The organism is Ensifer adhaerens (genome assembly GCF_020035535.1).
In the GTDB taxonomy this organism is placed as follows: Bacteria; Pseudomonadota; Alphaproteobacteria; order Rhizobiales; family Rhizobiaceae; genus Ensifer.
The window spans coordinates 3463466-3484839 of sequence record NZ_CP083349.1 but is presented as its reverse complement, the minus strand read 5'-3'; the positions used below and the strand labels follow the sequence as shown (position 1 = coordinate 3484839).

The 21374-nt window shown below is 63.3% G+C and carries 17 protein-coding genes; 10 read left to right on the top strand and 7 right to left on the bottom strand.

Annotated elements, in window-relative coordinates:
• Positions 1-28: 28 nt before the first annotated feature.
• Positions 29-793 (bottom strand): DeoR/GlpR family DNA-binding transcription regulator, encoded by a 765-nt coding sequence (locus LAC81_RS17010; protein ID WP_077967971.1) that lies wholly within the window; start codon positions 791-793, stop codon positions 29-31.
• A gap of 172 nt (positions 794-965) precedes the next feature.
• On the opposite strand from LAC81_RS17010, the gene LAC81_RS17005 reads away from it, so the two are divergent.
• The 7 genes from LAC81_RS17005 to LAC81_RS16975 all read left to right on the top strand — a co-directional run bounded on the left by LAC81_RS17005 (position 966) and on the right by LAC81_RS16975 (position 8973).
• On the top strand, positions 966-1733 hold the full coding sequence (locus LAC81_RS17005) for an SDR family NAD(P)-dependent oxidoreductase (protein ID WP_223725752.1): 768 nt from the start codon (positions 966-968) through the stop codon (positions 1731-1733).
• A 159-nt stretch (positions 1734-1892) separates the two neighbouring features.
• Positions 1893-2786, top strand: coding sequence for a LysR family transcriptional regulator (locus LAC81_RS17000; RefSeq protein ID WP_223725751.1), 894 nt, complete (start codon positions 1893-1895; stop codon positions 2784-2786).
• Positions 2787-2965: 179 nt separating this feature from the next.
• Positions 2966-3445 carry a formate dehydrogenase subunit gamma gene (locus LAC81_RS16995; RefSeq protein WP_223725750.1) on the top strand — a complete coding sequence of 160 codons (480 nt, stop codon included), beginning with the start codon at positions 2966-2968 and terminating at the stop codon, positions 3443-3445.
• Complete coding sequence (locus LAC81_RS16990) at positions 3442-4998, top strand: formate dehydrogenase beta subunit (RefSeq protein WP_223725749.1); 1557 nt, start codon at positions 3442-3444, stop codon at positions 4996-4998. Before LAC81_RS16995 ends, LAC81_RS16990 begins: the two co-directional genes overlap by 4 nt.
• Before the next feature lie 11 nt (positions 4999-5009).
• Positions 5010-7889: a formate dehydrogenase subunit alpha gene (gene fdhF / locus LAC81_RS16985; RefSeq protein WP_223725748.1), complete on the top strand. Its 2880-nt coding sequence runs from the start codon at positions 5010-5012 to the stop codon at positions 7887-7889.
• 21 nt (positions 7890-7910) lie between these two features.
• On the top strand, positions 7911-8750 hold the full coding sequence (fdhD, locus tag LAC81_RS16980; RefSeq protein ID WP_223725747.1) for a formate dehydrogenase accessory sulfurtransferase FdhD: 840 nt from the start codon (positions 7911-7913) through the stop codon (positions 8748-8750).
• On the top strand, positions 8740-8973 hold the full coding sequence (locus tag LAC81_RS16975) for a formate dehydrogenase subunit delta (RefSeq protein ID WP_113541011.1): 234 nt from the start codon (positions 8740-8742) through the stop codon (positions 8971-8973). Before fdhD ends, LAC81_RS16975 begins: the two co-directional genes overlap by 11 nt.
• A 145-nt stretch (positions 8974-9118) precedes the next feature.
• On the opposite strand, the gene LAC81_RS16970 is transcribed toward LAC81_RS16975, so the two are convergent.
• The 4 genes from LAC81_RS16970 to rocF form a co-directional block, all read right to left on the bottom strand.
• Positions 9119-10903 (bottom strand): methyl-accepting chemotaxis protein, encoded by a 1785-nt coding sequence (locus LAC81_RS16970; protein WP_223725746.1) that lies wholly within the window; start codon positions 10901-10903, stop codon positions 9119-9121.
• Positions 10904-11334: 431 nt separating this feature from the next.
• Positions 11335-11814 (bottom strand): chemotaxis protein CheW, encoded by a 480-nt coding sequence (locus LAC81_RS16965; protein ID WP_057255050.1) that lies wholly within the window; start codon positions 11812-11814, stop codon positions 11335-11337.
• 337 nt (positions 11815-12151) lie between these two features.
• Complete coding sequence (rocD, locus tag LAC81_RS16960) at positions 12152-13357, bottom strand: ornithine--oxo-acid transaminase (protein ID WP_223725745.1); 1206 nt, start codon at positions 13355-13357, stop codon at positions 12152-12154.
• 22 nt (positions 13358-13379) lie between these two features.
• Positions 13380-14303 carry an arginase gene (gene rocF, locus LAC81_RS16955; RefSeq protein ID WP_223725744.1) on the bottom strand — a complete coding sequence of 308 codons (924 nt, stop codon included), beginning with the start codon at positions 14301-14303 and terminating at the stop codon, positions 13380-13382.
• A 154-nt stretch (positions 14304-14457) separates the two neighbouring features.
• On the opposite strand from rocF, the gene LAC81_RS16950 reads away from it, so the two are divergent.
• Both LAC81_RS16950 and LAC81_RS16945 read left to right on the top strand, forming a co-directional pair.
• On the top strand, positions 14458-14892 hold the full coding sequence (locus tag LAC81_RS16950) for an Lrp/AsnC family transcriptional regulator (RefSeq protein WP_223725743.1): 435 nt from the start codon (positions 14458-14460) through the stop codon (positions 14890-14892).
• A 110-nt stretch (positions 14893-15002) separates the two neighbouring features.
• Positions 15003-15485 (top strand): VOC family protein, encoded by a 483-nt coding sequence (locus LAC81_RS16945; protein ID WP_104665588.1) that lies wholly within the window; start codon positions 15003-15005, stop codon positions 15483-15485.
• Between the two features lie 49 nt (positions 15486-15534).
• Here LAC81_RS16945 and LAC81_RS16940 read toward each other — a convergent pair whose 3' ends face one another.
• Positions 15535-16326 (bottom strand): APH(3') family aminoglycoside O-phosphotransferase, encoded by a 792-nt coding sequence (locus LAC81_RS16940; protein ID WP_223725742.1) that lies wholly within the window; start codon positions 16324-16326, stop codon positions 15535-15537.
• Positions 16327-16544: 218 nt separating this feature from the next.
• Here LAC81_RS16940 and LAC81_RS16935 point away from each other — a divergent pair, with 218 nt between their 5' ends.
• Complete coding sequence (locus LAC81_RS16935) at positions 16545-17018, top strand: MerR family transcriptional regulator (protein WP_223725741.1); 474 nt, start codon at positions 16545-16547, stop codon at positions 17016-17018.
• A gap of 126 nt (positions 17019-17144) precedes the next feature.
• Here the strand turns inward: LAC81_RS16935 and LAC81_RS16930 are convergent, their stop codons facing one another.
• Positions 17145-21323, bottom strand: coding sequence for a translocation/assembly module TamB domain-containing protein (locus tag LAC81_RS16930; RefSeq protein ID WP_223725740.1), 4179 nt, complete (start codon positions 21321-21323; stop codon positions 17145-17147).
• Positions 21324-21374 lie beyond the last annotated feature (51 nt).

Below are 21374 nucleotides of genomic sequence, written 5' to 3'. Positions count from 1 at the left end.
ATCTTTAGGGGTGCCTAATCCTCCCGATTCAGGCGTCGGTTTCGATCAGCCGAACGTCCTGTTCAGCACAGATTTTTCTCACGTTTTCGAGTGTGCAACGATCGGTGATGAAGGTCTGAACCTGCGAGATATGACCGATACGCACCGGTGCGGTTCTTTCGAACTTGGTCGAATCGGAAACGAGGATGACATGGCGCGCATTGGCGATGATCGCCTGCGCGACTTTCACTTCGCGGAAATCGAAATCGAGCAGCGCGCCGTCATGGTCGATCGCCGAGGCGCCGATGACGGCGAAGTCGACCTTGAACTGCTTGATGAAGTCGACGGCGGCCTCGCCGACGATGCCGCCGTCCGAGCCGCGCACGACGCCACCGGTGATCACCACCTCGATCGAGGGGAAAACACGTAAGCGGTTGGCGACATTGATGTTGTTGGTGATGACCATCAATTCCTTGTGGTCGAGAAGGGCCTCGCCGACGGCTTCCGTCGTAGTGCCGATATTGATGAAGAGCGAGGCATTGTCGGGGATGAGCTCGGCGGCAGCCTTGCCGATTGCCTGTTTCTCCGGCGCCGCGATCTGGCGGCGGGCATCGTATTTGACGTTTTCCTTGCCACTCGGGAAGATCGCACCGCCGTGAATGCGGTTCAGAACCTTGGCGTCGCAGAGATCGTTCAGGTCCTTTCGGATCGTTTGCGGGGTCACGGAAAAGCGCTGCGCCAGCTCTTCCACGAGCACACGACCTTCGCTTTTTGCCAATTCCAGAATCTCCGCCTGCCGACCTGTCAGATACATTCCATCCTCCTCATTTTCGTTTTCTTTCATAATATGCGAAAACGAAAGCTGCGCAATTTCCTAAATCGGCGTTTATCGTGAAACCGGTTTCGTCATGGTTTAAAATGCCGGAGCGCGTTGCATTCGTTTCGGCGATGGGCGACGCTGCCCGAGGAATGAAGAGGGGAAAGACATGTTTCATCCGGCCTTGTTCAAAGGCATGACCGTCGTCGTCACCGGGGCCGGGCGCGGCATCGGGCTGGAGGTGGCGCGGCAGTTTCTGGATTGCGGCGCGCACGTGCTGGTTCATGCCGGCCGGTCGATCGGTGAATTGCCCGATTTTCTCGAATCGGCGGCAACGGAAGGCCGGGCGCACGTCGCCACTGCAGACTTCCTGGCACCCGGTGGTGTCGAGGGGCTGGCCGACGTGGTGCGCAGCCGGTTCGGCAGCGTCGATATCCTCATCAACAATGCCGGCACGATGGTCGGTCGCTTTCCCGCGGCGGAGCTCACTGACGAGCAGTATCAGACTGTCGTTCAGCTCAACCAGACGGCGGTCGTAGAGATGACGCGGGCCATGCTGCCGCTCCTGCGCAAGGGCACGCATCCGGCCGTCGTCAACACGGTGTCGATCTCGGCACTGACCGGGGGCAGCGCCGGCTCTTCGATCTATTCGGCGACCAAGGCTTTCGTTTCCACCTATTCCAAGGCGCTGGCCCGCGAACTCGCGCCCGAGGGGATCCGGGTCAATTGCGTCTCGCCCGGCACGATTACCACCGATTTCCACGAACGCTATTCGTCGCCGGAGAAACTGGAGGCGACCCGCAAGACCATCCCGCTCGGGCGGCTTGGAACGGCGGAGGATTGTGCGCCTGCTTATCTCTTCCTCGCCTCGCATGCGCTGTCGGGCTACATCACGGGGCAGGTGCTCGAGGTCAATGGTGGCCAGTTGATCGTTTGAGCGGTAGATGAAGTCGGCTGCGGCGTCCGCTGGCTTCGTCCACTCCATTCGGGGCTCGCATCCTGAAGGGGCTACCACGCGAAGCGCCACGTCCCCTCGCCCCGCAAGCGGGGAGAGGGTCAGGGTGAGGGGCAGAGCCACAATAACTGAAAGCCGGATATGATCGATAAGCTGGAAATGTTCCTCGTCCTTGCGCGCGAACGGCACTTCGGTCGCGCGGCGGAGGAATGCGGGGTGACGCAGCCGACGCTGTCTGCGGCCATTCGCCAGCTGGAGGATCAGCTCGGTGTCATGCTGGTCAGCCGTGGTTCGCGCTTCCAGGGGCTGACGCCGGAGGGTCAGCGGGTGCTCGAATGGGCTCGGCGCATTGTCGGCGACACCCGCACCATGCGGGAGGAGATGCGGGCGGCGCGCAAGGGTCTTTCCGGTCACATCCGCCTGGCGGCCGTGCCGACGACGCTCGCCATGGTGCCGATGCTGACGGCGCCGTTCCAGGAAAAGCACCCGGACGTTACCTTTTCCGTGCTGTCGACGACATCGGTGCAGATCCTGGCGCTGCTCGAAAACCTCGAGATCGATGCCGGCTTGACCTATCTGGAGAACGAGCCGCTCGGCCGGGTGACCAGCGTTCCGCTTCAGGTCGAGCGCTACCACCTCGTCACCGCCGCCGGTACGCCGCTTTCGGAGCGGGAAAGCGTGACGTGGAAAGAGGTTAGCGACGTTCGGCTTTGTCTATTGACGGCCGACATGCAGAACCGTCGCATCATAAACCAGCATTTTTCCGAAGCGGGCGCCGTGGCCAAGCCGACGCTCGAATCGAACTCGATGATCGTGCTTTTTTCGCACGTGCGCACCGGCCGATGGGCCAGCATCATGCCGTTCAACGTCGCGAAATCATTTGGTTTTCACGAGGATATCCGGATGATCCCGATCGTCGATCCGGATGCCCGCCACACGGTCGGCCTGGTTGCGACACATCGCGAACCGTTTACGCCACTCGTCTCCGCTTTGCTGCACGAGGCGCGTATCCTGGGCGAGCGAAACCAGGCTTGATAGATTTTTTCTATCGATCGACGGAACAGCCTTATTGACCCATGGGGCCATAAGCGCGAAGCTTTTTGATCATGGCCGGAGACCGCCGAGGAACGGCCTTCGCCAGAAGTGAAATGTCGGCTGGGCCGCTCGCCCGTTTCGGGTGTCGCCGCCTCGCCCACGAGCCGGGAGGGCTCCCGTTGAATATCCATCAGCCGCGCGCCGATATCGCGGATACCACGCTCGCCATCGTCGAGGCGCTGAAGGGGCTCGAAGGGCCGCTGCTGCCGATCCTGCACGAGATCCAGGAAGAATTCGGCCATGTGCCGCAGGAATGTCTTCCGGTGATAGCGCGCGAGCTCAACCTGTCGCGCGCCGAAGTCTACGGGGTCATGACCTTCTACCATGACTTCCGCGAGCATCCGGCCGGGCGCCACGTGCTGAAGCTCTGTCGGGCCGAAGCCTGTCAGTCGATGGGTGGCGATCAGCTTGCCGAGCGGGCGAAGCGGTTGCTCGGCATCGATTTTCACCAGACGACCCCGGATGGCGCCGTGACGCTGGAGCCGGTCTACTGTCTCGGGCTCTGTTCCTGCGCACCCTCCGCCATGCTCGACGGAGAGGTGCATGCCCGGGTCGATGCCGCTGAACTCGAAGCGCTCGTTCAGGAGGCCCGGCGATGACGGCCAAGATCTACATCCCGCGCGATGCCGCGGCGATAGCGCTCGGTGCGGAGAAGGTTGCCAAGGCCATGGCCGAGGCGATCGGCGCACGCGGCCTCGATGCCACGATCGTGCGCAACGGTTCGCGCGGCATGCACTGGCTGGAACCCCTGGTCGAGGTGGAAACGGCGGGTGGCCGTGTTGCCTATGGCCCGGTCAAGGCCCGCGACGTGATCTCGCTGCTGGATGCCGGCCTGCTTGACGGCGGCGATCACGCGCTCTGTCTCGGGAAGACCGAGGACATCCCCTTCCTCAAGCAGCAGACGAGACTGACCTTTGCCCGCTGCGGCATCATCGATCCCCTGTCGCTCGACGACTACCAGGCCCATGGTGGGCTCGCCGGTCTGCGCAATGCCATTGCCATGGCGCCGCAGGACATTGTCGCGCAGGTGACCGAAAGCGGCCTTCGCGGTCGTGGCGGCGCGGGCTTTCCGACCGGCATCAAGTGGAAGACCGTTCTCGATGCTGCGGGCGACCGGAAGTACATCGTCTGCAACGCGGATGAAGGCGATAGCGGCACCTTTGCCGACCGGATGATCATGGAGGGTGATCCCTTCGTGCTGATCGAGGGCATGGCGATCGCCGGCATCGCGACGGGCGCCAGCAAGGGTTTCATCTACACCCGCTCCGAATACCCGCATGCGATCGCGGCGATGGCCGAGGCGATCGAGATCGCCCGCAAGGCCGGCGTGCTCGGCACCTCGGTGCTCGGCTCCGGCCGTGCCTTCGACATGGAGGTGCGCACCGGCGCCGGCGCCTATGTCTGCGGCGAGGAGACGGCGCTTCTGAACAGCCTCGAAGGCAAGCGCGGCATCGTGCGGGCCAAGCCGCCGCTTCCGGCGCACAAGGGCCTCTTCGACTGCCCGACCGTGATCAACAACGTGATCTCGCTCGCCTCCGTCCCCATCATCATGGACAAGGGCGCTGCCTACTACCGCGACTTCGGCATGGGCCGTTCGCGCGGCACGATCCCGATCCAGATCGCCGGCAACGTCAAGCATGCCGGCCTCTTTGAGACCGCCTTCGGCCTGGCGCTCGGCGAGATCGTCGATCACATCGGCGGCGGCACGGCAAGCGGCCGGCCGGTGAAGGCCGTGCAGGTCGGCGGCCCGCTCGGCGCCTATTTCCCGCGGGCGCTGTTCGACACGCCGTTCGACTACGAAGCCTTTGCCGCGCGTGACGGCCTCATCGGCCATGCCGGCATCGTCGTCTTCGACGATACCGTCGACATGCTGCACCAGGCACGTTTCGCCATGGAGTTTTGCGCGGTCGAAAGCTGCGGCAAGTGCACGCCCTGCCGCATAGGGTCGACGCGCGGTGTCGAGGTCGCCGACAAGATCGCCGCCGGCATCGAGCCGGAGAAGAACCGCGAACTGCTCGCCGATCTCTGCAACACGATGAAGTTCGGTTCGCTCTGTGCGCTGGGCGGCTTTACGCCCTATCCCGTCATGAGCGCCATGACCCATTTCCCGGATGATTTTCAGCCGGCACCGCGCGTTGAAGCGGCGGAGTGAGGAGGAAGACCATGTCTCTCATTCATGAAATCGACTACGGCACTCCTGCTTCGAAGTCCGAAAAGCTGGTGACGCTCAAGATCGACGGGCGCGAGGTTACTGTGCCCGAGGGTACCTCGATCATGCGGGCGGCGATGGATGCCGGCATCGAAGTGCCGAAGCTCTGTGCGTCGGACATGATGGATGCGTTCGGCTCCTGCCGGCTCTGTCTCGTCGAGATCAAGGGACGCGCCGGCATGCCGGCATCCTGCACGACGCCGGTCGCAGCCGGCATCGAAGTCTCCACCCAGACGCCGCGTCTGAAGGATGTGCGGCGCGGGGTGATGGAGCTCTATATCTCCGACCACCCGCTCGACTGTCTGACCTGTGCGGCCAATGGCGATTGCGAGTTGCAGGACATGGCCGGCGCCGTGGGGCTGCGCGACGTGCGCTACGGCTATGAGGGCGAGAACCACGTGACGGCGCGCAACAATGGCGAGATCAACGCCAAGTGGATGCCGAAGGACGAGTCCAATCCCTACTTCACCTATGATCCCGCCAAATGCATCGTCTGCTCGCGCTGTGTGCGCGCCTGCGAGGAAGTGCAGGGTACGTTCGCGCTGACGATCGGCGGCCGTGGTTTCGACAGCCGCGTTTCGGCCGGCATGGCGGAAGACTTCCTGTCTTCGGAATGCGTCTCCTGCGGCGCCTGCGTGCAGGCCTGTCCAACCGCGACGCTCACCGAGAAGTCGGTGATCGAGATCGGCCAGCCCGAGCATTCGGTCGTGACGACCTGCGCCTATTGCGGCGTCGGCTGCTCGTTCAAGGCGGAAATGCGCGGCGAAGAACTGGTGCGCATGGTGCCGTGGAAGGATGGTCAGGCGAACCGCGGCCATTCCTGCGTCAAGGGCCGCTTCGCCTATGGCTATTCCAACCACAAGGACCGCATCCTCAACCCGATGATCCGCGAGAAGATCTCCGATCCCTGGCGCGAGGTCACCTGGGAGGAGGCCTATGCGCATGTGGCTTCCGAGTTCCGGCGGATCCAGTATCAGTACGGCCGCGATTCGGTCGGTGGCATCACCTCGTCGCGCTGCACCAATGAAGAGACCTACCTGGTGCAGAAGCTGGTGCGCGCCGGCTTCGGCAACAACAATGTCGACACCTGTGCCCGCGTGTGCCACTCGCCGACCGGATACGGTCTCGGCCAGGCCTTCGGCACGTCGGCCGGCACGCAGAATTTCGATTCGGTCGAATTCACCGATGTCGCGGTCATCATCGGCGCCAACCCGACCGACGGTCATCCGGTCTTCGGCTCGCGGCTGAAGAAGCGGCTGCGTGAAGGCGCCAAGCTGATCGTCATCGATCCGCGCCGCACCGACATCGTCCGCTCGCCGCATGTGGAAGCCGCCTATCACCTGCCGCTGAAACCCGGCACCAATGTCGCGATCCTGACGGCGATCGCCCATGTGATCGTCACTGAAGGCCTCTCGGACGAAAAGTTCATCCGCGAGCGTTGCGACTGGTCGGAATATGAAGACTGGGCAGCCTTCGTTGCGGAGCCGCAGCACAGCCCGGAAGCGACGGAAGCCTATACCGGCGTACCGGCCGATCTCGTGCGTGGCGCGGCCAGGCTCTATGCCACCGGCGGCAACGGCGCGATCTATTACGGCCTCGGCGTTACCGAGCACAGCCAGGGCTCGACCACGGTCATGGCGATCGCCAACCTCGCCATGGTCACCGGCAACATCGGCCGGCCCGGCGTCGGCGTGAACCCGCTGCGCGGCCAGAACAACGTGCAGGGCTCCTGCGACATGGGTTCGTTCCCGCACGAGCTGCCGGGCTACCGCCACATCTCCGACGACGCGACCCGCGAGACTTTCGAGAAGCTCTGGGGCGTCGAGATCTCCAACGAGCCCGGCCTGCGCATCCCCAACATGCTCGATGCCGCGGTCGACGGCACCTTCAAGGCCCTTTACATCCAGGGCGAGGACATCCTGCAGTCCGACCCGGACACCAAGCATGTCGCCGCCGGCCTCGCCGCGATGGAATGCGTCGTCGTGCACGACCTCTTCCTCAACGAGACGGCCAACTATGCGCATGTCTTCCTGCCGGGCTCGACGTTCCTCGAAAAGGACGGCACCTTCACCAATGCGGAGCGCCGCATCAACCGGGTGCGCAAGGTGATGACGCCGAAGAACGGCTATGCCGACTGGGAAGTCACGCAGAAGCTCGCCCAGGCGATGGGGCTCAACTGGAACTACCGCCACCCCTCCGAGATCATGGACGAGATCGCCGCGACCACACCGAGCTTCGCGCTCGTTTCCTACGACTATCTCGAGAAGATGGGTTCCGTGCAGTGGCCCTGCAACGAGGCGCATCCCGAGGGATCGCCGATCATGCATGTCGATGGCTTCGTGCGCGGCAAGGGCAAGTTCATCCGCACCGAATATGTTGCGACGGACGAACGCACCGGCCCGCGCTTCCCGTTGCTGCTGACGACAGGCCGTATCCTCAGCCAGTACAATGTCGGCGCCCAGACGCGGCGCACAGACAACGTCGTCTGGCATGCGGAAGACCGCCTGGAAATCCATCCGCACGATGCCGAACAGCGCGGCATCCGTGACGGCGACTGGATCAGGCTGACCAGCCGTGCGGGAGAAACGACCCTTCGCTCGCTGATCACCGATCGCGTCGCGCCCGGCGTCGTCTACACGACCTTCCACCATCCGACGACGCAGGCGAACGTCATCACCACCGACTTCTCCGACTGGGCGACGAACTGCCCGGAATACAAGGTGACCGCGGTGCAGGTGATGCCGTCGAACGGGCCGTCCGACTGGCAACAGGATTACGACGAGCAAGCCCGCCAGTCGCGCCGGATTTCCGGCAAGCTGGAGGCGGCGGAGTGACGGCTCGCACCGCGATCGATCATGGCGACGTTTAAAACATCCAAGACCGTACCCGAGGCCGCCCGCCGCAACGGCGCGCTTCGGGACGGCGCGCGTGCCGTGCCCGAGGAGACGCCGATTGCCTTCAGCTATGGTGGTTCGACCCATGCGGTGATGATGGCGACACCCGGTGATCTCGAGGATTTCGCCGTCGGCTTCAGCCTGACCGAGGGCATCATTACCGATCCCGGTCAGATCGAAACGGTCGAGGTCGTCGCCGAGACGGTCGCCGGCAATCTCGGCATCGACTTGCAGATCGTGCTTCAGGACGAAGAGAACGACATGCTGCGCAAGCGCCGCCGCCACATGGCGGGGCCGGTCGGCTGCGGCCTTTGCGGTATCGAATCGATCGAGCAGGCGGTGCGGCCGACGCCGGATGTTTCCCGCTCGAAGCTGACGCTGTCGCAAGAGGATGTGGTTTCGGCCGTGTCGCTGCTCAACGGCCAGCAGCCGCTGCATTTCGAGACGCGCGCCGTGCACGGTGCCGCTTTCTACGTCCCGGGCCGCGGGCTCATCGCAGTCCGTGAGGATGTCGGTCGCCACAATGCCCTCGACAAGCTGGTGGGTGCTGCCGCGCGCGCCGGCTTCAAGGGGAGCGAGGGCGCCGTCGTCGTCACCAGCCGGGTGTCCGTCGAGATGGTGCAGAAGACGGCCGTCGTCGGCAGCCCCGTCATCATCGCCATTTCGGCACCGACGGCGCTTGCCATCCGCACGGCCGAAGCCGCGGGCATGACGCTGATTGCGCTCGTGCGCGGCGATGAATTCGAGATTTTCACCCATGCCGAACGTATCAAGTCCGGAGCTGTAGCCGATGTCGCATGACAACACCAACGCCAAGCTGATCTACATGGCGAACCAGATCGCCACTTTCTTCAAAAGCCAGCCGCAGAGCGAGGCGGCCCAGGGCGTCGCAACCCATATCAACAAATACTGGGAGCCGCGCATGCGGCGCAAATTGTTCGAGCACATCGACAAGGGCGGCGAGGGGCTGACGCCGCTGGTGCTGGAAGCGGCGCCGAAGATCAAACGTCCGGAAGCCGCTTAACCTACCTTCGCCACCGCGGCAGGCTCTACGCGCTCAGCCGATAGAGCGCTTTCCAAACGAGCACTTCTCCTGAAAAGATTTAAGGGAAGGCGACGACCGGTCGCCGCCTTCCCCATTCCCGAGCGCGGGGTGCAGGGATGTGCGCTCAGAAATTCTGCCAGCCATCCGCGGCCGGTGCCGCGGCAAGGCTTGTTCTTTGTCCGCCGCGCATGGCGCGGGCGGTTGAATGCAGCCGGGTTGGCTGCGCGCGATCGTCGAAGTGGCGATTCGCGTCGATGATCTGGGCTTCATGGCCGTAGCGGAACTGCCTCAGCAGTTCGTGCAAGGCTTCGGCTTCACGGGCCATGGCGTGGCTTGCGGCCGTGCTTTCTTCGACCATCGCGGCGTTCTGCTGGGTCGCCTGGTCCATCGAGTTGACCGCCTGGTTGATTTCCTTGAGGCCGGTCGATTGTTCGCGGGCGGCCTCGACGATCGCCGAGACGTTGGCGTTGATTTCCTGGACCTGGGTCAGGATCTCTTCGAGGGCTGTGCCGGTCTGGCCGACGAGCGACACGCCGTTCTTGACGTGTTCGGTCGAGGCGCCGATCAGTGCCTTGATGTCCTTGGCCGCGCTGGCCGATCGTTGCGCCAGTTCGCGCACCTCCTGGGCGACGACCGCAAAACCCTTGCCGGCTTCTCCGGCCCGCGCCGCCTCGACGCCTGCATTGAGCGCCAGGAGGTTGGTCTGGAAGGCAATGTCGTCGATGACGCCGATGATGTTGGAAATTTCGCGGGACGATTGTTCGATCTGACCCATTGCGCCAATGGCGCTCTTGACCACGTTGCCGGAGCGCTCGGCGCCGGCCTTGGTCTTGGCGACCAGCCCGCCCGCCTCTTCAGCACGGCGGCTGGAGTCGGCGACCGTCGTGGTAATCTCGTCGAGCGCTGCGGCGGTCTCCTCCACGGAGGCAGCCTGCTGCTCCGTGCGTTTCGACAGGTCGTCGGCGGCGGCGCGGATCTCGCGGGCACCGGAAGCGATCGCGCTGGCGTTGTCGCCGACGGTGCGCATTGCCTCGCGCAGCTTGGCGGTCGCATCGTTGAAGTCGGTCCGTACCGTTTCCATGCTGGGCACGAAGGGCGTGTCGAGGCTGCGGGTTAGATCGCCTTCGGCGAGGGCTCTCAAGCCGGCGCCGAGGCTGTTGATCGCGCTCATGCGCTCGCTGACATCGGTCGCGAACTTGACCACTTTGTAGACCTTGCCGCTGAAGTCGCGGATCGGGTTGTATGCGGCCTGGATCCAGATTTCCTTGCCACCCTTGCCGTAGCGCACGAATTCGTTGGAGAAGAACTCGCCGGCGGCGAGACGTTTCCAGAAGTCGGCATATTCGGCGGTGCGGGCATAGTTCGGCTCGCAGAACATGCTGTGATGCTTGCCCTGGATTTCCTGGAGGTTGTAGCCGAGGGCGGCGCAGAAGTTTTCGTTGGCGGTCAGGATCTCGCCCGAGGGCGTAAACTCGATCACCGCCTGCGAGCGGGAGATCGCGTCGAGCTTGCCGGCGTCCTCGGTCGCCCGCGCCTTGGCCGCGGTGATGTCGGTTGCAAGCTTCACGACCTTATAGGGTTTGCCGTTGCGGAAAACCGGGTTGTAGGTCGCCTGGATCCAGATTTCGCGGCCGCCCTTGGCGATGCGCTTGTAGGCATTGGCGTCGAATTCGCCGCGGCCGAGCCGGGCCCAGAAGTCGCGATACTCTTGCGTCTGGGCATAGTCGGCGGTGCAGAACATGCGATGGTGCTGGCCGACGATTTCCTGGAGGGTGTAGCCGAGTGCCTGGCAGAAGTTCTCGTTGGCGGTCAGGATCTTGCCGGTCAGGTCGAACTGGATGATGGCTTGCGATTTTGAAAGTGCGGCGACGATCTGGCTCGCATCCGCGATTTTTCCGAGAGTGAACATGATAACCCTCTGATCTGGTTCGTGGTTCAGACCGGTGTTCGTGCGTGCTGTCGACAGGGCTTGCGGGGCCAAAGCGGCGCAACTCTCTGGACAAGGACAAAGGCCGGCTTGCCGAAAATGTCTGGTCCGTTCTACGGCCGGCCCTTCCGGGTCAGCGGCTTCGTGCTTCGTTGGGAGAGTTCGAACTGCCGGCTTCATGCCCAAGGCGCCGTGTTTATGCAATCTAGGTTAGTAACAGGACTATTAAGCGGATGTTAAAATAGCAACTGTCAAATTTCAGTTGCAAAAACTCACATGTCACATCCTAGTTGAATTAGTGGATTCTTTATTTCTAATTCTCAATGGTTGCCGAGTCGGCAATGAAAAAAGCAAAGGCCACCCTGCCGTGTGCAGGATGGCCTTGAGATAGCTTGTGGCAGGCCGATACGGGGTCAGGCGGCCAGTTCTTCGACCTCACGTTCCTTGAACATGCGTGCCAGATTGAGGAAGCAGATCATGCCGTTCTCGTTGGCGATGATGCCTTCGGCGAAGCTCTTGTCGAAGGATGCGGTCACTTCCGGCACAGGCTGCACCTGGCTGCCCTGAACGGTGAGGATGTCGGAGACCCGATCGACGACGAGGCCGATCACCATGTTGTGCACTTCGGCAACGACGATGGCGCTGCGCTCGTTGGCGGTGGTCGATTTCATGCCGAGCTTGTGGGCGAGGTCGATGATCGGGATCACCGTGCCACGCAGGTTCATGACACCGATTACTTCCGGCGGCGAATGCGGAATTGGGGTCGACGGCGCCCAACCGCGGATTTCGCGGATCGTCGTGGTCTTGACGCAGAATTCCTGATCGTGGAGGCGGAACGCAATGATCTCCAGCGTCTCGCCGTCGAAACCAGCCGTCCTGAGTGTGCTTGTCATCGAAGGTCCTTCCAGCTTTCCGGTCGACGCCCGTGGGCGCGACATCGCCAAACTCGAGATGTCTCCGCATGGCTGCCGGCGCGTGAGAGCGCGGCGATGTTCCGTCGGGGAGAAATCCTTACAGTCCGCCGATCACATCCGGCGGGGCGCAGCTGCATCATGCGCGGAGGAACCGCTTTGCGCTTTGGGAAGGGACTATAGGCCGGGATTCGTTAAGACTTGCTTTTGCAAGTGCTTAGTGCAGTTCCAGGAAAAGTGTGAAGCGGTTTTCCGTCCGGAATTGCTCGCTTCAAGGACGATCTGCCCCGAAAACGATCGGGGCAGATCGGAGCCGATATCAGGCGGAGGCGAGGACGGCCGCGAACTGCTCGACCGCCCAATCCACCTGATCGGCGGTGATGACGAGCGGCGGGGCGATGCGGATGGTGTCGCCGTGGGTGTCCTTGGCAAGGATGCCACGTTCCTTCAGCGCTTCGCAATATCTGCGGGCGCCGCCGGCTTCCGGGACGAGTTCTACTGCCAGCATCAGGCCGCGACCGCGCACGTCCTTGATGATGTTGGAGCGGATGTCGGTGAGGCCCTTTTGAAAGCGCTCGCCCATCTGTGCCGAGTTTTCGATCATGCCTTCTTCGGTCAGCGCCTTCAACGCTGCGCGGGCGATGGCGCAGGCGAGTGGGTTTCCGCCGAAGGTGGAGCCGTGCTGGCCCGGCTTCAGCACGCCGAGTACTTCGGAATTCGAAAGCACGGCCGAGACCGGGTAGAAGCCGCCGGACAGCGCCTTGCCGATCAGCGTCACGTCGGCCTCGATGCCTTCGTGCTCCTCGGCAAGCAGCTTGCCGGTGCGGCCGAGGCCGGTCTGGATTTCGTCGAGGATCAGCGTGATGCCGTGCCTGGTGCAGAGTTCGCGTACCGTCGTGAAGTAGCCGACCGGCGGGACGATGACACCGGCTTCGCCCTGGATCGGCTCGACCAGGAAAGCGACGGTGTTTTCGTTGATCGCAGCCCGGAAGGCCTCGATGTCCCCGAAGGGCACGACCTTGAAGCCCGGTGCGAACGGGCCGAAGCCGGTGCGGGCGTCCGGATCGGTCGAGAAGCCGACGATGCCCATGGTGCGGCCGTGGAAGTTGTTGGAGCAGACGATGATCTCGGCGCGGTTCTCGGCCACACCCTTGACCTCGTAGCCCCACTTGCGCACGGCCTTGACCGCGGTCTCGACGGCTTCGGCGCCGGAGTTCATCGGCAGCACCTTGTGCGAGCCGGTCAGCGCTGCGATTTCTTCGTAGAAATGCGCGAGTTGGTCGTTGCGGAAGGCGCGGGAGGTGAGCGTCAGCTTCTGCGCTTGCTCCATCATCGCCTGCAGGATCTTCGGATGGCAGTGGCCCTGGTTGACAGCAGAATAGGCCGAGAGGCAGTCGAGGTAGCGATTGCCCTCCATGTCCCAGACGTAGACGCCTTCGCCGCGCGAGAGCACCACGTCGAGTGGCTTGTAGTTATGCGCGCCGAGCCGGTATTCGGTTTCAATCAGGGCTGCCGTCGTATTCATGCATCGTCCTCCGTTTATTGTCTCAGGCGCTGCGGGTCGGCCGGTCGAGCACGCGGCGACCGAAGAGGCTCGCCGTCAGTTCGACCAGGATGCGCGCGCTCTTGCCGCGGTCATCAAGGAAAGGGTTGAGCTCGACGACGTCGAGCGAGGAAACGAGCCCGCTTTCCCAAAGCATTTCCATGATCAGGTGCGCTTCGCGGAAGGTGGCGCCGCCGGGAACGGTGGTGCCGACGCCGGGCGCGAGTTCCGGGTCCATGAAGTCGACATCGAGGCTGACATGCAGCAGGCCGTTGGCGGCGCGAACCTCTTCGAGGATCTGGCGCATTATGTGGGCCATGCCGAGCTCGTCGACGGCGCGCATATCAAAGACGCGTACGCCATGCTCGGTGATCTCTTCGCGTTCGCGGTCGTCGACCGAACGTATACCGACCTGGAAGACGTTCTTCGGGTCGACCAGCGGGCGGTCTGCAGGGAGAATCGGTGCGAATTCCGCTTCGCCACAGAAATAGGCGACCGGCATGCCGTGCATGTTGCCGGAGGGGGAGGTCGACGGAGAATTGAAGTCTGCATGGGCATCAAGCCACAGCACGAACAGCGGCCGGCCGACTTCAGCGGCATAGCGGGCCATGCCGGGGACGCTGCCCATGGAGAGCGCGTGGTCGCCGCCGAGGATGATCGGGAAATGGCCCTTGCGAACCGTGTCGTGCACGGAATCGTGCAGCGCACGCGCAAAGGCGGCGACGATCTGCAGGTTGTTGGCGCCCGGGTGGTTGGCGAGATCACGGGCCGGCAGAGGCTTGACGTCGCCCTCGTCATGAACCGTGTGGCCGAGTTCGCGCAGCACCGTGTCGATGCCGGCGATGCGTAGCGCCGCAGGCCCCATGGCCGCGCCGCGTCGTCCAGAACCTTCCTCGATGGGTGCGCCGATCAGCGTGATGGTCGTCATATCCGCCCGATTCCTTCTCAAGATAATTCCGTGTGTTCCCGGTTGGGATTGCGCGGATTATGGCCAAAATGCATGTCGGCAAAAAGATGGAAAACTGCCGATTAGTGAGGTAAAATCGGCAACTTGATAAGCATCATGTTGCAAAGTGTCAGGTATGGATGATCTCGATCAGGCGCTCATCAGCGCCTTGCGCCAGAATGCGCGCATTCCCGTTTCCACGCTATCGGAATTGACGGGCGTATCGCGGGCGACCGTCGCTGCCCGCATCGACAGGCTCGTCGCCAATGGCACGATCGCCGCCTTCACCATCCGCACCGGTGCCGAGATTCCTACCTCCGGCGTCCGTGCCGTCGTCATGATCGAGGTGCATGGCAAGATGGCGGACCGTGTCGCAGAGCAGTTGCGCGGCTTGCCGCAGGTCAGGGCGCTGCACAGCACCAATGGCCGCTGGGACTTCATCGCCGAATTGCAGGACCGGGATCTCGTCTCCTTCGACGAGACACTGCGGCGCATCCGCCTGATCGATGGCATCACCGTGACGGAAACGAATATCCTGTTGAAAACCAGCAAGATGACCGGCGCATCCTGAGTATTTCTGGTGCTTCGAACCGACGCAAAAACGCTGTTTCGAGTCGAATTGTTCTTGATTTGTTCTCATGTTCCGCTATGATGTGCGCCTCACCCAAGATGGAGGATGTCATGGTTGCCAATGGCGGCAGGCTTGCCGATCGGCAGATCTGTGTGAAGCTGTTTGTCAGGCATGGCGACGAGGATCGCGCCATCGCCTTTTATCGCGAGGCGCTCGGCGCCGAGCTTTTGCAGCGGCACGAATGGCCGAGCGGGATTCTGACGAGTGCGGACTTGAGGATTGGGGAATCGGTTTTCCGGATTGCCGGGGCCAACCCGCGCCGCGATGCGGAGCCCAAGCTCGGCGGGCCGCGCTCGCCGCATGCGCTCGGCACGACGGCGGTCATCCTGGAATTGCACGTGCGCGATGTCGATCGCGTCATCGGCCGGGCGATCGGTGCCGGTGCGAGCCTGCGGAATGCGGCCGAGACCTTGTCGACGGGCGATCGCGTCGGCGCCTTCATCGATCCCTTCGGCCATATCTGGGCGCTCTTTAACGCGATCGAGGATGCCGACATCGTCGATCTGAGCATCGAGGCCCGCAACGCCGCCTGAGGGCGTTGCGGGCCTTTCGCTGAATGGACGTGTGCTCGTCGAGTGGTGATCAGAAGAACTCGTCGAGCAGGCAGTAGAAGTCGCGCTTCTCCGCGTCGTCCTTGTCGATGCCGTAGCGCGCCAGAAACGGCTGGATCCACTCTTCGCCGATATTGTAGGCGATGCTGCGGCAGGCAAGCGCTATGTCCTGATAGGGATCGGCGACGCCGAGCCTGCTGCAATCGATGAAACCCGAAAAACGGCCATGCTTCTCGATGATGTTCGGCAGGCAGGCGTCGCCGTGGGTGACGACAAGCTCGCCAATCTTGGGCATTCGGGCCTGAAGTTCGGCAAAGAGATCTGCCGCCGTGCGGCCGAGTCGCGCTTCGTCGAAATCGCTTTCATCGATCACACCGGCCTGGGTGCGTGCTTTCGCGATGGCGATGCGCTTTTCGATCCGGTGATCGAAGGGGCAGTCCGCTATATCCAACGCATGCAGGTGTTTCAGGCCGTCTGCGAGGATGACGATCTGATCCTTTGGCGACAGCGTCGTGGACGCAAGGTCCGTGCCTTCGACGGCCCGCAGCAGCAGCCAGTTCGTTTCTTCATCGAAGGTGCGGGCGACCACTCGTGGACAGGGCACGCCTCTAGACGCCAGCCAATCAAGCCGCTCCGCCTCGTCGACGAATTCGCCGAACGGGCCGGCCGCCTCGACCTTCAGCACCAGCATCGGGCGATCCGGTGCCTTCAAGAGAAAGATGCTCGAGGCCGACTGGCCGAGCAGGTCGCGGTTCCATCGGTAGCCGGCGACAAGCGGTAGGAATTGTTTGGGCAATTCGGGATGCGGAAAATGAGAGGACAAGGAAACCACCTGAAAAAGACTGAAACAAATAGTGGCGCGCGTGCGGCCTGATGCCGATGTAGGTTTCAGAAAGCGGCAATTCCACGCAGCGGCATACAGGTTTTGCCTCGTCCTTTGCGCCTCGCCGTCCTTCTTGGTCAAATCTCCGCCAAAACTTCGCAAATACCGCTTGAGCCGGACCCAAGGTCATATCTTACAAGACGTTTCAAGGAGGCCTCATGGGCGCGAACCAGAATGAACTCTTGTCGGCCGCCGAATGCGCCGGGTGCCTCGGTCTCACGATCCGAGCCCTTCGCGTTTATGAGGACCGAGGCCTGATAACGCCCCGGCGGACGGAGAAGAACTGGCGGCTCTACGGCGCCTCCGATATTGAACGGCTCACCGAGATCCTGGCGTTGAAGCGGCTCGGACTCAGCCTCACCCGGATTACTGAATTGCTCGCGGGCACCGCGCCCGATCTCGGGCAAACGCTTGTCGTCCAGCAATCGGCGCTCTCGGATCTGCGCGACCGTGTCGAACACGGCCTGTCGTTGATCGGTGCTGCTCTTGCAAAGATTGCCGAGGGCGACGCCATCTCGATCAACGAGCTCATTGCACTCGCCAAGGAGACAGGGCTGACCGATCTGTCGCCCGATGCCGCCGCATTGCGCCGTTACGAGCAAACCCGCCGCGAGGTTCCCTTCGTTCGGTGAATGGTACGCCTCATCGTAGAGAAGTTGTCGCCAGGACGATAAAGCCCGCGGATCGCAATCGATCCGCGGGCTTTGTTCAATCCGTTGCATGGGGCGGAGGAAGTGCCTTTCCGGATCGACCGCCGCTCAATATTCCTTTTCGAAGAAGATGCCGCCCGCCGCTGAGCCGTCGCCGGCGGCCGAGCCCTTGAGCTTCACGCCCTTGCCGACGTCGAGGTTGATGACCGCCTTGCTGGAGGCGGAATCGGAACCCTGCTGCAGCTCGATATAGGTCCGGTCGTTCAGATACTTGCCGGCGCGCACCGAAGCGCCACCGTTCTCGTCGGTGGTGACGTCGAGGTCGTCGACGCCGAGTTTGTTGCGCAGGCCGTCGAGCAGCGATGTCGAACCGCCACCGGCAAGCTGGCTGACGGCGGAGGCGAGCTGGGCGATCTGGAAGGCCGAGAGATTGGACAGCGACCGGTTGAAGATCAGCTGCGCCAGGATCTCGTCCTGCGGCAGTGCCGGGGAGGACGAGAAGGTGATCTGCGGATTGTTGGCGAGGCCCGCGACCGAGACGGTGATGGTCGTCGCGCCGACGCTGGAGGTCGCCTTGAGGTCGAGCGTCGGGATCAGGTCGCCGCCGAAGCCGATGTTGCCGTCGGTAAAGGTGAGGCGTTTGCCGAGGATTTCGAGGCGCCCGCGCCGCATCTCGAAGCCGCCGGAAACGGACGGCTGCACGGCCGTACCTCGGATCGTCAGGTCGCCGCCGAGTTCTGCGTCAATGCCGCGGCCGCGCACGAAGACCTGCTGAGCGTTGACGGCAAGGTCGAAGGCAATGACGCCACTGGCATTGGCGCCGGCAGCCGGCACGTCTTCCTTGCGCAGGTCCTTGACCATCTTCTGCACCTTGGGCGGCGCATTCTTGTGCTTGATGTCGATCGCCGAGAGCGAGGTCGGCAACTTCTCGGGAATGGTGATCGAGGCCTTGCGGATCGTGACCTTGCCGCCGAGCGTCGGGGTCGCGACCAGCGGGCCGGTCAGCGTCAGTTCGCCGGCGAGATTGGCGTTGAACAGCGTGCCGTCGACGTAAGTTGCATTGTTCAGGCGGATCGTCAGATTGGCCGGGAAGCCGGAGCCGGGGACCGTGCCGACGGTGCCAGTCGCCTCGATTGAACCGCCCGTCGCGAGATTGGCCGAGAGCTTCGAGATCGTCGCCTGCTTGCCGTCGAGTGCGACATTGGCCGTGAGGTCGTTGAGTGCCAGGTTACGGCGCACGTCGACGAGCCGGCCGCCTGAGGTGGTAAGGGTGCCGGCGATCTGAGGCGCCTTGGCGGAGCCGGATACGGTCAGGTCGATGCCCGCCCGGCCTGTCAGCGTGAAGCCTTTTTCCGCCATCAGGTTGGCGATGAGGGCAAAGGGCAGGTTGCCGTTGAATTTCATTGCGATCGGCATGTTGCCGCCGATATCGACATTGCCGCCGCCCTTGAAAGAAAGGCCACCGGCGCCTGACAAGGTCGTGTCGAGCGTCACCTTGTTGTTGGCAAACTTGCCGTCGGCCGCGATATCGAAGGCGCTGACCCCGGCAGTGCGGGCTGCGGCGAGCGAGGCACCAGACCATCGGAGGTCGTAGGCGACGATCGGCGCCAACGCTGCGCCACTCACGTTGACCGTGCCGGCGATCGTGCCCTCGGCGCCGAGATCAGGCGCAAAGGCATTGACCAGCGCTGCGGGCAGGGCATTGAGCTTTGCGGCGATGTCGAGCTTTTCGCCGGCGCTGCCGTTGACGGTGATGGTGCCGTTCGAGGCCTGGATCGTCAGCGCATTGAGGCGGACGGTGCCGTTTTCGATGGCGATCACCGTCGGCTGCGCGAGCTTGAGCGCGACGCCCTTCGGCGTCGCGCCGAAGGATGCGAGCCGGATTTCCGTGCGCCCCTTCGCGCTCGTAAGATCGCCCTTGGCGGTGAGCGGTCCGCCATCATATTTGCCGTCGATCGAAAACCCGGTGCGTCCCGCCTGCTGCTGGAAGTCGACGGCGAGCCCGGCGACACGGTTGGCCCCCTGCGCAACCGTCTCAGCGCGCACGCTGCCCTTGATGGCAAGGGCCGCGACATCGGAGATCGTGATATCGGCGGTCGGCTTGGCAATCGTCAATTCATCGCGCTTGATGCCGCTGCCGCCGGCCTTGACGACGACGGAGGTGATGCCGTTGGCGGTCTTGATTGCGGCCGAGCCGTTGAGATCACCCGAAGCCTTCTGCCCGGCCATGGCGGCGAGCAGGCCGAGATCGGGCAGGTTGAAATCGATCGTGCCGTCCGGCTTGAAATCGGGGGTGAAGCTGATCGTCCCGGTCAGCTTGTTCTCCCCGATCCTGGCTTCGAGCACAGGGATCGCGGTGCGGCCGTCCTTGGAAACGACGTCCGCCTTCACGTCGATCACCTGGCCGTCGAGCGCACCGGTTGCAGTCAGGCTCGCTTGCGGGCTTGATGGGTTGGCTTTGGCATCAGCATTGATCGTAAGGTCGCTGAGCGTACGTCCGGCAAGCGTCGCGCCGCTCGAGGTCAGTTCGGCCTTGATGCCGAGTTCGGCAAGCGGGCCGGTCACCGCTGCCGTGAACTCAGCTTCGCCCTTGGCATCCGCCAGCAGCCTGCCCAGATTGGGCAGCTTTCCTTTGAGATCGGTGGTGAGCTGGCCCTGAGCCAGGGCGACAGTGCCGGCAGCCTCGATCGTGCTCGATTTGAGTTCGAGCCCCTCGACGGTCACGCTGCCGTCGTTTGCCGTCTTCACCTCGCCGGCGAGCGCAATGGTGCCATCGAACTTCGCCGCTGCGGCCGGCGGCAGAGCCCCCGGCACGGCAAAGAGCTTGAACGCGGCGGCAACCGTGTTCTCTTCGCGTGAGAAAGTGCCATTGATCGAACCGCCGATGCCCGGGCTTTCGATCGTCACCGGGTCGAAGCTGATGCTTTCCTTGGTCACCGCGAGGCTGGCATCCACCTTCATCGGCGCCTGCACCAGCCGGGCGAGATTGGCGTCGTTGAAGCCAGCTTCGCCCACTTCGAGCGCGGTTTTCACCGCACCGGACTGGGCCTGGAGATTGAAGCCGTCGCTGCGCGCCGAAAGCTTGAGCGAACCGAGCGCGACGTCCGGAAGCGCGACCGAGGCGACGTCGGCGGCGAGATCGAGGATTGCGGCCTGCGCGCCGCCGATCAGCGACAGGTTGACGGCGTTGATCTTCGCCTGTGCCTCGCCCTTCTGCAGCGGCCAGCGGAAGTCGATCGCGCCGTTGGTGCCGGCAAGTCTGGCCTGAAGATTGTTGTCGCCCTTGCTGTCGAAGGTGCCAAAGGCGCCAAAGGTAAGCGCACCGGTCGCGATCTGCCCCTTGTCGACGCGCACCATGCCCTGGCCGTTGAACGCGGCTGCGACGTCGATGCTGGTCTCGCCCTCGAACATCGGCCGCAATGCCGGCGGCATCAGCGAGCCGAAGCCGCCACCGCCCGTGACGGTCAGCCGGTGCATGCCGTCCGGCGTCTGAAGGTGGCGACCGTCGAGCTTGAGGATCTCGCTGCCGTCGAGTGCTGCCGTTGCGGTGCCGGCCCAATCGGAAAGCGGTCCCTGGCCGGTCAGCTTGATGTTGACTGCGGGCTCGTTGGGCAGGCGAAGAAGTTTTGCCAGGACGCCGTTGTTGGGCTCGTCTACGGTCGCTTCGAGCTTCAGCTCGTTGCCCGCCGGATTGAAGACGATATCGGCGACGGCGCGCGCTTCCGGCCGATCGCGCTGGGCCGCGGTCAGGCTGAGGGCGATGCTCTCGTTGGTCGCATTGATCTTGCCGCCGGCGGTCAGGAACTGGTCTTCGCCGGCGATTGCCTTGCCAATGACGATCTCCTTCAGATCGATCGCGTCGATCTTGACGTCGACGGGAAGCGCGAAAGTCGAACGCACTTCCTTGGTCTCGGTCGAGGGGATCGGCAGCCGTTCGACACGCACTGAGCCGGCGGAGATGGCTGCGGCGTCGAAGCGGAAGGAGAGGAGGGCTGCCGGCGACCAGTTGAGCTTGAGGTCGCGGACCTCTGCATAGACACCCTGGCCGTCGAAGAGCGTGATGCTTCCCGCTGCAAACTCACCCGTCAGGAGCGCGCTCGGGTCGGCGATGCGCACGATCTGGTCAGGTGTTGCCGCATATTTCTCGATTGCCCAGGCGACGAGGCGTGCGCCGGGAGTCGTGAAGCCCACGAAGGCGACGAGAAGGAGGGCAACGACCGCAATCACGCCAAGCACACGAAGGCCATAGCGCAGCGTCGCGCGAAGGAAGCGGACGACCTGATTCATGCTCTACCCATAGCGCAAGTTGCGCTGCAGCGGAATCGCCGCAGGGCGAAA

Excerpts from the sequence above, each read along its gene's own strand:
- LAC81_RS17010 (WP_077967971.1), bottom strand. The coding sequence starts at position 793 with ATGTATCTGACAGGTCGGCAGGCGGAGATTCTGGAATTGGCAAAAAGC.
- LAC81_RS17005 (WP_223725752.1), top strand. The coding sequence starts at position 966 with ATGTTTCATCCGGCCTTGTTCAAAGGCATGACCGTCGTCGTCACCGGG.
- LAC81_RS17000 (WP_223725751.1), top strand. The coding sequence starts at position 1,893 with ATGATCGATAAGCTGGAAATGTTCCTCGTCCTTGCGCGCGAACGGCAC.
- LAC81_RS16990 (WP_223725749.1), top strand. The coding sequence starts at position 3,442 with ATGACGGCCAAGATCTACATCCCGCGCGATGCCGCGGCGATAGCGCTC.
- fdhF (WP_223725748.1), top strand. The coding sequence starts at position 5,010 with ATGTCTCTCATTCATGAAATCGACTACGGCACTCCTGCTTCGAAGTCC.
- fdhD (WP_223725747.1), top strand. The coding sequence starts at position 7,911 with ATGGCGACGTTTAAAACATCCAAGACCGTACCCGAGGCCGCCCGCCGC.
- LAC81_RS16975 (WP_113541011.1), top strand. The coding sequence starts at position 8,740 with ATGTCGCATGACAACACCAACGCCAAGCTGATCTACATGGCGAACCAG.
- LAC81_RS16970 (WP_223725746.1), bottom strand. The coding sequence starts at position 10,903 with ATGTTCACTCTCGGAAAAATCGCGGATGCGAGCCAGATCGTCGCCGCA.
- LAC81_RS16965 (WP_057255050.1), bottom strand. The coding sequence starts at position 11,814 with ATGACAAGCACACTCAGGACGGCTGGTTTCGACGGCGAGACGCTGGAG.
- rocD (WP_223725745.1), bottom strand. The coding sequence starts at position 13,357 with ATGAATACGACGGCAGCCCTGATTGAAACCGAATACCGGCTCGGCGCG.
- rocF (WP_223725744.1), bottom strand. The coding sequence starts at position 14,303 with ATGACGACCATCACGCTGATCGGCGCACCCATCGAGGAAGGTTCTGGA.
- LAC81_RS16950 (WP_223725743.1), top strand. The coding sequence starts at position 14,458 with ATGGATGATCTCGATCAGGCGCTCATCAGCGCCTTGCGCCAGAATGCG.
- LAC81_RS16945 (WP_104665588.1), top strand. The coding sequence starts at position 15,003 with ATGGTTGCCAATGGCGGCAGGCTTGCCGATCGGCAGATCTGTGTGAAG.
- LAC81_RS16935 (WP_223725741.1), top strand. The coding sequence starts at position 16,545 with ATGGGCGCGAACCAGAATGAACTCTTGTCGGCCGCCGAATGCGCCGGG.
- LAC81_RS16930 (WP_223725740.1), bottom strand. The coding sequence starts at position 21,323 with ATGAATCAGGTCGTCCGCTTCCTTCGCGCGACGCTGCGCTATGGCCTT.